General features: G+C 31.7%; 14 protein-coding genes. 12 read left to right on the top strand and 2 right to left on the bottom strand.

Annotation, left to right across the window (positions count from 1 at the left end; translation table 11 throughout):
* Position 1: 1 nt before the first annotated feature.
* The 11 genes from D1816_RS04790 to D1816_RS04740 all read left to right on the top strand — a co-directional run bounded on the left by D1816_RS04790 (position 2) and on the right by D1816_RS04740 (position 9,711).
* Positions 2–250 carry a hypothetical protein gene (locus D1816_RS04790; protein ID WP_066309819.1) on the top strand — a complete coding sequence of 83 codons (249 nt, stop codon included), beginning with the start codon at positions 2–4 and terminating at the stop codon, positions 248–250.
* A gap of 1 nt (position 251) precedes the next feature.
* A complete protein-coding gene (locus tag D1816_RS04785) occupies positions 252–545 on the top strand; it encodes a hypothetical protein (RefSeq protein ID WP_066309821.1) in 294 nt (97 codons plus the stop codon).
* The gene (locus tag D1816_RS25955; protein WP_199729957.1) at positions 532–1,230 is read left to right on the top strand and encodes a hypothetical protein; all 699 of its coding nucleotides are present in this window, start codon (positions 532–534) and stop codon (positions 1,228–1,230) included. The genes D1816_RS04785 and D1816_RS25955 overlap by 14 nt, the downstream gene beginning before the upstream one ends.
* Before the next feature lie 12 nt (positions 1,231–1,242).
* Positions 1,243–2,319 (top strand): hypothetical protein, encoded by a 1,077-nt coding sequence (locus D1816_RS04775; protein WP_118501391.1) that lies wholly within the window; start codon positions 1,243–1,245, stop codon positions 2,317–2,319.
* Between the two features lie 5 nt (positions 2,320–2,324).
* A complete protein-coding gene (locus tag D1816_RS04770) occupies positions 2,325–3,059 on the top strand; it encodes a hypothetical protein (protein ID WP_118501390.1) in 735 nt (244 codons plus the stop codon).
* Positions 3,059–5,536 carry a hypothetical protein gene (locus D1816_RS04765; protein WP_118501389.1) on the top strand — a complete coding sequence of 826 codons (2,478 nt, stop codon included), beginning with the start codon at positions 3,059–3,061 and terminating at the stop codon, positions 5,534–5,536. Before D1816_RS04770 ends, D1816_RS04765 begins: the two co-directional genes overlap by 1 nt.
* Positions 5,537–5,568: 32 nt before the next feature.
* Complete coding sequence (locus D1816_RS04760; protein ID WP_066309838.1) at positions 5,569–5,976, top strand: hypothetical protein; 408 nt, start codon at positions 5,569–5,571, stop codon at positions 5,974–5,976.
* Positions 5,977–5,991: 15 nt separating this feature from the next.
* Positions 5,992–7,899 (top strand): hypothetical protein, encoded by a 1,908-nt coding sequence (locus tag D1816_RS04755; protein ID WP_118501388.1) that lies wholly within the window; start codon positions 5,992–5,994, stop codon positions 7,897–7,899.
* 2 nt (positions 7,900–7,901) lie between these two features.
* Positions 7,902–8,357, top strand: a complete 456-nt coding sequence (locus tag D1816_RS04750) for a hypothetical protein (RefSeq protein WP_118501387.1) — start codon at positions 7,902–7,904, stop codon at positions 8,355–8,357.
* Between the two features lie 43 nt (positions 8,358–8,400).
* Positions 8,401–9,150, top strand: a complete 750-nt coding sequence (locus D1816_RS04745) for a hypothetical protein (RefSeq protein WP_118501386.1) — start codon at positions 8,401–8,403, stop codon at positions 9,148–9,150.
* A 156-nt stretch (positions 9,151–9,306) separates the two neighbouring features.
* Entirely contained in the window at positions 9,307–9,711 is a 405-nt protein-coding gene (locus D1816_RS04740) for a hypothetical protein (RefSeq protein ID WP_066309850.1), read from the top strand.
* A gap of 8 nt (positions 9,712–9,719) precedes the next feature.
* On the opposite strand, the gene D1816_RS04735 is transcribed toward D1816_RS04740, so the two are convergent.
* On the bottom strand, positions 9,720–10,043 hold the full coding sequence (locus D1816_RS04735) for a helix-turn-helix transcriptional regulator (protein ID WP_066309855.1): 324 nt from the start codon (positions 10,041–10,043) through the stop codon (positions 9,720–9,722).
* Positions 10,033–10,458 (bottom strand): SRPBCC domain-containing protein, encoded by a 426-nt coding sequence (locus tag D1816_RS04730; protein WP_118501385.1) that lies wholly within the window; start codon positions 10,456–10,458, stop codon positions 10,033–10,035. Before D1816_RS04730 ends, D1816_RS04735 begins: the two co-directional genes overlap by 11 nt.
* Before the next feature lie 1,075 nt (positions 10,459–11,533).
* Between D1816_RS04730 and D1816_RS04725 the strand changes: the two genes are divergently transcribed.
* Complete coding sequence (locus tag D1816_RS04725) at positions 11,534–11,965, top strand: lipocalin family protein (protein ID WP_066309862.1); 432 nt, start codon at positions 11,534–11,536, stop codon at positions 11,963–11,965.
* Positions 11,966–12,018 lie beyond the last annotated feature (53 nt).

The following is a 12,018-nucleotide window of genomic DNA, read 5'->3' as shown; positions in this document are numbered from 1 at the left end:
TATGCCTTTAAATGCAACTTTATTAGCAAATGATATAAAAACTGCTTTAAAAAACAATGTGGATATAGGAGGTAGTGCTCCAACTAGTAATAGTGATGCACAATCAAAAATTGACAGCTATATTGATGATATGGCTAGTGCAATTGCAACAGCAGTAGTAAGTCATATTAAAAATAATTTAAAAGTAACATCAAGCGGATTAGGAAATAACGGAGCTCCCGTTACATCAAACTCAACAGTAATTAGTTAGCATGAAAGATTTTAAACTTGATAATAATAGAGATTTGGTAATTAAAAATGGAGATTTTGCTATAGGCGATACAGATCAGCAGAATATCGAACTATTATTACTTAGTCATAAAGGTAGTTTTAAAGAACATCCGATTCTTGGTGTTGGTATAACAGATTATCTTAAAAGCCCTGAGATTATTTCTCGTTTACGACTAGAAAATGAGATTAGTAATCAATTAGAATACGATAATTTCTTTATTAAAGATTTGGACGTAAATAATTTAGAAAATATACATATCGATGGAAACTATTAAACCACAAGAGAATCAGAGTATTTTTGATATGGCACTCCAAGAGTATGGTAGTATCGAAGGATTATTTGATCTTCTTGATGATAATACTATTGATCAAGTAGATATGTCTTTATCGGTATATCAAGATTTGCAAATCATAAGTTCACCTACCAGAAGAGAAATTCAAGAATTTTATATCGCAAGAAATATTAAGCCGGCAACCGATGGTACCAATGCAGAATTTACATTGCTAGAAGATCCTGATAAGGATTGTGAAGGAATAGGTTGCATGATCATTGCAGATGATTTTATTGTTTGCCCTCCCGATGAAGAAGAGTTAGAATTACAAGAAATAAAAGGATTTGGGGGGATTTCGGGAGAAGGAATTAGCCTTAAACTATTGCAAAATAATATAGGTTACAGAAAAGTTGGTAGTGATGCGGTACCTAAGATAATAACTTTTTCAAGGTTTGAAGGAGATAATATAACTCCTTATAATCTCGAGTTTTCGATTTTTGTTGAAGCAAATGCTACATATGAAATCTTGGCTGCAAGCCAAAAAACTCCTATTAAAGTAGCGGTTTCTATACCCATTGATAAGACAAGAGAAAGTATTAATGTATTTAGTTCATCACAAGTTCTCAAAGCACTTTCAGAAGGAAAAAACTTTAATGTTAAATTTTTTGTAGCACTACAAGAATCTTAAAAATTACAATTCATGGCGCGTACCATTGCTGAAATACAACAAGAGATACTAGATCAAAAAGCAAAAGAACAACAATTTGATGCTTTACAGATACTCACACCAAATGAGAAACAAACCTTAGAAAGTGAACTAACGAGTACATCAAAAACTTCAATATGGAGGCTATGGGTTTATATTGTTGCTACGGCTATATGGATGCACGAAAAAATTGTAGAGCGTAATGCATTACTATCTAGACCACATACTTTATCGTGGTACAGAGAGCAGGCTTTTGATTATATAAAGGGGGCTCCATTAGTTTGGAAAGATGGTTTTTTTCAGTTTGACACCACACAAATTCCAAGTATTGAAGAAGCAAAAATTATAAAACATTGCGCAATTTCAGAACGTTTATTTAGTGATGTTTTTCCTAATGACGGAGAACAAAATGGAATTGATGCAAATCCAACACAAAACGTAGAATCTCTTATTAGAGAGTATTATTATAATCAAGTAGGAATTGTTACTATGAAAGTAGCTAAACGTGTTGATGATCTTCCAAAACCATTGAATACAGAAGAAAGAAGGGTTTTTCAGGCATATATGAACCAAATCAAAGATGCAGGAACCCAAATTCGTGTTGTATCGACAACAGGAGATAAAATTCAAATTCAATTTGAAGTATATGTAGATCCACTAGTAATGTATACAGAAGGAGAGAACAAAGGTAGACTAATTAAGGATTTATCTAGGAAACCAGTAGAAGAGACAATTAAAGCATATATAGAAACATTAGAATTTAACGGAGCTTTTGTACCTATCTTTTTAATAGATCAAGTACAGAAACAAGAAGGAGTTAGATTACCGATTTTACGTAAAATTAAGATTGCACCTTACAACAGAGACATAAATTCTGATTTTTCAGTAGATGTATATGACGATACAGATAGCGTAAAAGAAACTGCATTTTTTGTTCCAACATCGGGGTATTTTAATACAGATTTTTCAAATAATCAAAGTAATGATGATTCTGATACTATAGTTGATGAAGGAATTTATGTTTCATATTTCCCATACAACCTACAAACTGATCCAAGCTTTAATCTGTAATTATAATGCTAAGAAAATACACACAAATAGATTGGCAAAGAACATTAATTATGTTAATGCCTCCAGTATTACGGAAAAATAGACATGCCTTATGGCTCCAAGTTTTACTTAAACCATTATCAAGTGTATATGAAGATACTTTATACAAGATGCAGCATAATGGTCAAGTTATATATCTTGAAAAAGTGCTAAACGAAATTTTTAATAAAAGCAAGGAGTATAAGTACTATGAAACAACACAGGAAAAAGCTGATAATGGTCTTATTTTCTTAGAAGATGCAGATCGACCAAGAGTTCAATATTTATTTACAAATGAAGAAATTCAAAATGGAGAACCTGCAATAATCACATATACCAGAAATAATGAACCAAAAAGAGAATTTCGATATTTTTTATATCTCTCTAGTGATTTAGATTTCAGTAGTACTGAATATTTCAATTTTAGAATTAATCTACCGTCATCAATATTAGAAGCAACAAAGACATATCTTAATGAAGTAACCTCTATGGATAAAGTCAGTTATCCAATACACAAAAAGCAGTTATTGTTAGAATCTATGAGTGATAAGTTAATTTTTGAATTAGGTCACCCATTTACGAGCCATCCAGATGCTGTTAAAATACAAACACCAAGATTTCATAAAGTAGTTAATTTCTATAAGTTGGTTGCTAAGAGTTATGAAACTAGACAATATGCATATACGAATAGTGAAGAACCTTCAGTAAAAGCAAAATTATAATGAAAAGAGTCAATTTTGGACATAAAGGAGGTTTTCCTCTAGAACAAGAAACATTAATTCATTTGCAGAGAGCATTTGCCGATGATATGTTAGGAGCATTACTTGCGCAATGGGGTATCGATCCTACCAAAAACTATATAATCAAAGATGCAACAAGTGACGATGACGATGGTTGGGTTGTTACTACTATTACAAGAGAAGAGATTGATGCAGTCGACGGAAACCCTTTCCCAGTTACAAAACCAGAATTAGTACGATTAAAATATAATGGAGGAGGAAACCGAATTGCTTTTATAGATTTACGAAGTGATACAGGGAGTCTTGAATATGCAGATGGAGTTGCTAAACGTGTATATGAAGAATGGGCAGCACAATATGGAAGTACGGGCCTTGAGAGCACATCATTTATTAGGTTAAAAACAGTTATTTCACTAACTACAGATGTAACAAATATCAATACTGATATTAATTCAATAAAAGAAGATTATTTACCTCGTGATGGGTCCAAACCGATGACAGGTGATTTAAATTTGGGGGCTAACCAAATTAGTAAACTTGATACAAATGAATCTTTTAGTGCAATAGTAAGATCTGCAGATTTTAATTTAGGATATTCAGGAAGAAGAGGACAGATATATCCAGATAGACCGATTGGAAGAGCTTTAGTAGATGGTGGAGATACTTTAAATTTGAATTATGCAAAGGACTGGGAGAAAACAAAAATATTTGGTGATGTAAATTTAGCAAACCTTCAACAGAGTCAGGGAGGTTCAGACGTACCTCTTGTGGTGGATCAGGTAGGTAACCTAAGCAGAGGGGTACTCGATACAAGTGGATTTGAAAAAGGGATGATTATGATGTGGAGCGGTACAACGCCTCCTGCCGGATGGGAATTATGTAATTCAAGTAGAGTAATTAATGGTGTAACTGTTCCAGATTTAAGAGGGAGGTTTGTCGTAGGGTATAATCCATCTGATGGAGATTATAATTCGATAGGAGATGTTGGTGGAGCGAAAAATGTAACTCTTACTGTTAATCAAATGCCAAGACATAGACATGGTTCTAGTAGTAGGTTTAATAAGTTTTCTAGTATAGCTTCTGATTATAGAAACGATAGTACGCCAGGCTCTATTGATGCTGGAGCACCAACTGATGAGCTAGCGGTAGCTAGACTAGCTTCTAGTGCCATTAGAAATGAAATGACAGAAAAACAAATTGGAGGTAATGCAGCACATGAAAATAGACCTCCATACTATACACTAGCTTTTATTATTTATGTTGGTAGTGCAGGGAACAATATAACACCAACCACAAGAATACAATTTAGTGATGGTACAACAGCAATAAAAACAAGTTCTGTTGTACAAGGTGGTAATATTAGTGCTAACTTAAGAAGTGTAGCCACTGATTCTGACGGTACAATAGCACAATTTGTATGGGAACAATGTTTTGAAAATGATACAGTTAGTGAGGATTGGAGAGTAGTAAATACGGTTCCAGGTCCTACTAACATATTTTCTTCGGGCTTAGGTGATAGAGTAGGAAAACACTTTTTTAGAAATAGAGTTATTGATAATAGTGGAGCTACGAGCGAGTACTCTAACGTCCTGCAGTATACGCTTACTAGACAAGTTATTGTTCCAACATCTTCAGTAAGTATATTTCAATCTTTTGTTTCATTTACAGATTCTGGTTTAGCGGGTATTCAGTTTATTGATATTACTTCACAAGGTGGAGGATGGAGAGTAAAACAAAATTTAGGAAACGTTAATGTAAGCCCTCCTTCATCAAGTAATAGTGGTACTACTCAAGTTGCTTTAACAGTAGGCCCTACAAATCAACCAAGAATTGGGGAAGTTGTTTTTGAAACCGCAGATGGTAGAGATACGGCAGGTTTACCTTGGGAACAAATAGGTAATGGTCCGCAACAAATAGCTGCCCGTATTGATAGTAGTAGTTGTTTCGATCTAGAGTCTAAGGTAGTTATGGCTAATGGTAGAAGTAAAAAACTGGCCAATATTAAAGTGGGAGATAAGTTAAGAGGATATAATTTTCCAAATCGTATTGATGCGAATAGTGATACATATACTGAATGGTCAGGAATGCTCAAGGAAGCTAAAGTAGTAGAAGTCGAAGTAAAGGACATGTTAGTTAAGACTGTAGAAAGTTATGTTAGACTAACCATGGTAGATGGCACGATACTAAATGTTACTAAAGATCATCCATTACTAGTAAGTAAAGATGAAAAAGAAGTATCATGGATTAAACCATCCGACCTTAGAAGTGGATTGTTTTTGATTGATAAAGATGGTAAACCACAAGAAATCGATTCTAAAAAGACGATTAATAAATCACTTGAAATAGGTGTACTAGACGTAGAAAATATAGATAATTATATGATTCAAGGATTTATAGTACATAATGCAGAAATACAAAGAGATGCTATTACAGCGGCACCAATAGATGTAATCAAATAAATTAGTTTCTAATAATTATACAGTAATGATATATGAAACAACCAAAAGAAATCCTTAAAACGTATTTTGAGACAGGTGATAAACCTACAGAACAGCAGTTCTGTGATCTTATCGATAGTTATCATCATTTAGATAGCGGGACAATTGTTACTTCGGTAGTAAGTGATGCACAAGGAAATCAAAATTTAAATTTTTCTGATGGTACAGTAGTAACAATTACAAAGCCAACAGATCATATTTCTCAAAATAATAAAATAAGGATTGTTGATTTAGGTACTATTACCGCAGCAGAATTAAGTATCGAAGCCAGCTTAGTAAATGCAGTTAATAGATTAAATCCCCCATTGGTAGTGGCTGATGATGAAAATATAATTTTCGAATTTGATGTCAGACGTTTTGGAGAAGGAGATGGAGAAGGAGATGGACCAATATTTACCTAAAAAGCATTTTAGTTTATGAAAGCATATAGCTATTTTTTAAAACCAGGAAAAGGAACGTATGGTCTTGGAAATAATCAAATTAATGTAGATGATGTATATGTAAATCATCGTACTCCTGATCTTTCTTTTTTAGAAGAATTGGTTACAGATAATCAACGTTTAAGAAGGAAAGTAGAAAATTTACAACAAGCAGTATTTTATAATAGAGTTGTGATTACATATGACTTATTAGAAGATTTTTCTAATAGTGCTTCTTATAGCACTTTTCCTATGTACTATAATCAAGCTAATGGTATCGGTCGTTTACTTGTTGATACTTCAAAAATTTCAGTAGATTTCAAGAATACAACGGTATTTATTAAAGATTCAGCAGAATCTTCATCCATTACAACAAGAAATAGGAGGTTTAAAGTAACAGGTGATTCACAAGTAGCTTATGGTAATTATGTATGGTATCGATGTGATTATGTGCCAGCAAATGCATATGCTTATGATAACTTAGGATCTTTTATGCCCAATAATACTACGTGGTTCTTAGCATATCAAAGAGAAGACGTAGATGTATTACCTGTACTACCAGAATATACTATCAATATTCAATCCAACGCACTCAAACTATTAAAAGATGGTGTGGAGATTAACTCTGAAGATTTATCATTATATATAGATGATACAAACTTATCTAGACTAACAAGTGGTGTGGTAGACTCAGATACAGGAATTGCAACATTTACTAGGGATGATAACTCTACTTTTACAGTTGATTTTTCATCATTTATAAATGGAAATACTCCTGTACTAGGATTAAATGATTTAACAGATGCCCAATCCGATACTACAAACATACTTTTGGGAACAAGAGAAACACCTGATTCTATAGGAGAAACAAGAGGAGAGCGTAATGTCGTTGTAGGCAAAGGTTCAATACTTGATGGTGTTGGTAATGATAATGTTATTTTAGGTTCTCAAGCTTTTAGTGGTTTAGGAACAAATGGAAATAATGGATCAGACAATAATGTTGTAATAGGTTCTAAAACTGCAACAGATAGAGTACAAGGTGATAATAATGTAATTATCGGCGGTAATTCTGTACAAGGTGATGGTAGCGGAAGTAATAACATAGTTTTAGGAGCAAATGTTGATATAGGTGGTTTTAATATTAATAACCTTTTAAATATAGGTGATACTATACTAGGTAATCTTGTTTCTAAAATAGTAACTTTTGTAAAAATAAGATTAACAGGGCTTTCAAATGGTAGTTTTAATGATAGTGTTCTAACAATAAATTCAAATAATGAAGTCGAAAAATTAGTATTACAAAATTTTGTAAATATAAAAGTATACAGCTATAACGTTAATCCTCAATTAAATTTGGCAGCATTAATATCCCAAGAAACATCATATAACGGAGGTAATGGAATCGTAGGAGCTTTTTCAAATGCAGGAGCCAATAGATTAACAGTTGCCGGTAAATATAGTACATTTTTTCACGCGACTACAGGTACACAAAACCCAACTTCGGTACGTTATGAGTATAGGTTTAGAATTAATAATGGACTTTTTACTTCTTCAACTGCGGGAGATAATCCCGTAGATTCTGTTCTTGTAATTGCTAATGAAGATTTAACTATTAATGGAATAATTGATGAATCGACATTTATTGAAACTCAATTATTTCCAGCGGGACAGGTTTTTGGTTTTGTTAGAATCGAAAAGATAGCAGGAGTTGAAACAAAAACATCAATCAATTATGTTTTAAGAAGTATAGACAATACGCAAATATTAAATGCTTCTGATGCAAATATTTCCGTCATGGTTAGGATCATAAAAACTTATGCTGATGCTAACAATGATAATAATGATAATAATAATGTTTCATTGCGAAGAGATAATGTCACTACATTTATAGAAAGACTAAGATAACTATGAAACAACCAAAAGAAGTACTAAAGACCTATTTTGAGACAGGAGATAAACCTACAGAACAACAGTTTAGTGATTTTATAGATAGTTATCATCATGTAGATAGTGGTATTATTGTTACAAATGTAGTTGTCGATCGTCTAGGGAATCAGGTGATTTCTTTATCAAATGGCTCTTCATTTACAATTCCTAAACCATCAGATCATACCGACCAAAACAATACGATAAGAGTGGTTAATCTTGGAGTTATACGATATTCAAGGTCTAGACTTTTACCGACAGAAGAAGATGCAATTGTTGATGCTATTAATAAACTAGACCCCCCTTTGGTAGTTTTTGATAATGAACAGATTATATTCGAATTTGATTTGCAAACAATAACAGCAATAGATATTTCTGACGAAATTCTAAACGAGAATGAACCTATTATGTTGACCGATGAAGATATTCGAAGTTGAAATTTAATTTTCTGAAAAAACACTTAAAAAGAAAGCTGTATTTATGGCATTACAAAGTTATTTCTTAAAAACAGGCAAAGGAACTTACGGTTTAGGTAAGACACAAATCACAAAAAATGATATTTACCCAAATCACAAGGATAGTATATCTGAAAGTTCTGATTCTGATTGGTTAAATGTAAACGGTACAAAACCATCATCAATTAATGATGCAATATATACAAATGGTAGAGTAGGTATTGGTACTAATTTACCGTCATCGACATTAGATATTAGTGGTAATTTACGGGTGAGATCAATACCAAATGGTTCTTCTTCGGATCAAAATCTAGTAGTTGATAGTTCTGGAGGCATTAAAAAAGTCCCTCCAATCTCAAGTGGTTTGGTATTAAAACAAAGTTTAGTAGGGTATTATGAAATAAAAATCCCTTTTGGAGGAACAAATTTCTCAATTAAATTTAAAATATACACACATGCTAGTGGTATGGATGAATATCATGTTTCAGGATATTTAAATAACCCTAATGGGTGGGTGCAAACATTTGTTACAAAAACCAGTCAGAGTGGTAATAATATTCAAACCGTTACATTAACAGATAATGGGGCTGCATCAGATTTTAGGATATATGTAGGTAATGATGGAACAACTAATAGAGCATTCTCTACATTATTTGTTACCGAGGCATATAGATCTGGTATTGTTAATGCAAGTAGTGCTATAATTACTGATTTAAGTGTTTTTGATATCTCAATCCAACCGGTAATGTCTGGAGTAGTAAAGGGAACATTTTAGTGTTAAAAATATTTGAATATCAATAAATTATGGTTAGTAACAACGGTAAAACCATATTTTTAGTACGTACATACTGTGGTTTTTTTCAACATATTGTTGTTATTTAAAAAAATTTAACCTTATATTTGGTAGAACTCAACTGTTCATAACCCCTACATGTTTAGATTACCAAAGACTACCGATGGAGAAGATATAATCAAGACCTATGATCTTGAGATGGGAAAGGTCATTTTTTATAAGAACTTTCTTGTTATTGAAGTGGCTGAAGGTATATGTTTTGATTATGATAAAGCTGAAAAACTTTCTAAATTAACCAATTTGCATTTTGAAGATCGTCCTTTTGGATATATCTCGCATAGAGTTAATTCGTATTCAACAGAACCAACAGATTACCTTCGAATTAAAGAAGTATTTCCTAATCTTAAGGTGTTTACCGTTGTTATCTATAATAGATTTCAAGAAACAAGTGTAAGAATAGAAAATATGTTTTATCAAGACGGCATACTTACTTTTGAAAATCTTGAAAAGGCAAAAACATGGGTAATGAAACAATTATCTTAGGTATCATGTTACCCTTTTTTATTTAAATGTTGTTCTAAACTATTGATCTTAGTATCCCAGAATTTTTCGTAAAAGGCCAGCCAATTATTTATTTCGGCTAATGGTTTTGTATTAGCATAACAAAATCGTTCTCTACCTTTTGTGTTAATCTCCACCAAACCAGCATCTTCAAGAGTTTTTAAATGCTTTGTAATTCCTTGACGACTAATTTCAAATTGATTAGAAATCTGAGTAATAGGTAAGGCAGTAGCGGCTACTACCAGAGCATGAAAAATTTCACGTCTGGTAGGATCTGCTATTGCTTTTAATATGGTTGTTATTTTATCCTGCATGTACAGCTTGTTTTAGATATGTGATAAGACTCGAAACACAATTATTCCAACCACCATTAAAACTATCAAACATTGTAATAGCGGTTTCGCCCTTATATTGGGATATTCCAGAATGCTCTAGAGATAACTTTGTTCCAGTTTCAACTTCTTCTAAGACCCATTTAACGGTAGTTTCTACAGGATTTTCTGTAACTATCCAAGTATAAACTAACGTGTAAGGACTAGCTTCTTTAATTTCACCTTTTATCGGGGAACAATTTTCCCCATCAGAATTGAAGGTGTATTGATATCCTTTTTCGGCTCTAAAATCTGCTTTTATAAACCATGAAGATATTTCTTCTTGTTTTGTAATGGCATTCCATACACTTTCAATAGAATGATTAAATATTTGTTCTTTTCGAATTACATCTTTCATTGTTGATATATTTATGAGTTAAACATTAAATATATAGTATTTGAATATCGATATGCAACTATATGGTTGCAAATATAAGAAGAAAATCAAAAAATGCAACTTTTTAGTTGCGTAATATATTCGTTTTATAAAACAAATATAATTGAAGAGTAAAAATTCTTTAGAAAATGGGAGTAGGAGAGGTAAGAAAAAAGCCGAGTTTAAATTTGAACCCGGCTTTCATACATTTGTTTTATTAATAAGCATAACATTTTATTCTTTTATGAATCTTGTGTTCATGATTATAGATGGTGAATGTGCTATCCAAAAGTATATTTTGGTTGAGTTTTGCAACATTAAATCTCTTTTTAATATTTTTTAAAGCTTTCATGATTTTATTTTTTGATGGTTTAACTTATAACTACCTATAACGCCTTTTGGTGTTCCAGATATATCCTTTTGTTGTTGTTACTTTTGCCGTAATTTGATTGTTATCTAAAGTTCTCATAATTTCATTTTTAATATTTAATCGTATTTGAATTTTACTTATATCTTCTTTTAGAATTCCAAATAAATCCTTTTGTTGTTGCTACTTTTTTAGTTATTTGATTGTTGTTTAAAGTTCTCATAATTTCTGGTTTAAAGTTAGTTTATTGTTGTAGTAAGATTATCTGTATCTTCTTTTAGCGTTCCAGATAAATCCTTTTGTTGTTGTTGCTTTTTTAGTTATTTGATTGTTGTCTAAAGTTCTCATAAATTCTATTTTAAAGTTAGTTATTGTTGTTTTAGAATTATCTGTATCTTCTTTTAGTGTTCCAGATAAATCCTTTTGTTGTTGTTACTTTTGCAGTGATTTGATTGTTGTTTAGTGTTCTCATTATTTCTATTTATTTATGTTATTATATCTACTAGACGCCCATAAATCTATTTCGTTACAGTACTATGTATAAAAAGGTACTATTTTAACAATTATTAACATTTTAAACCATGAAAAGAGTAGATCTCTTAACATATTTAACCAATATGAATAGGATTTTAGATTCTACTATTCTTAAAAATAGATTAAATTTGTATTTCTCTTTTAACCTTATTAATTATGAAAAATATTAAGTATTACTTTGTTATTTGTTTAATAACCCTTCTAGCGTCATGTAGCTCTAGTGATGATGATTCGGGTGAAGCTAATAATGATACTATTATTGGTAAATGGCAAATCGACCAACGTTTTAATGATGGAGTGGAAGAGAGTCTTTCAGATTGCTTTAAGACGACCACTATAGAGTTTACATCAGATAATAGATTTATTTCCACTCTTATGGACATAAGTACGTCCACTAACAATTGTGAAGTAGCTTTAGTAAGAAATGCAACATGGACTAAAATAAGTGATGGGGTATATGATATAACTTTTACAGATGGCCCTTCAAGTGGAACCACAGTTCAGTATACGTATGTCTTTGAAAATAATAATAGAATGTCCAGGGATGACGAAATTTTATCTATTAAAACGTATTATACTAGATTATAGATTTTAACTTAAGTAATCTCTATAAATAGAGATTACTTAAGTTTTATAAGTTA

This window comes from Aquimarina sp. AD10 (assembly GCF_003443715.1).
GTDB lineage: Bacteria > Bacteroidota > Bacteroidia > Flavobacteriales > Flavobacteriaceae > Aquimarina > Aquimarina aggregata.
This window is presented reverse-complemented; position numbering and strand designations above follow the sequence as displayed.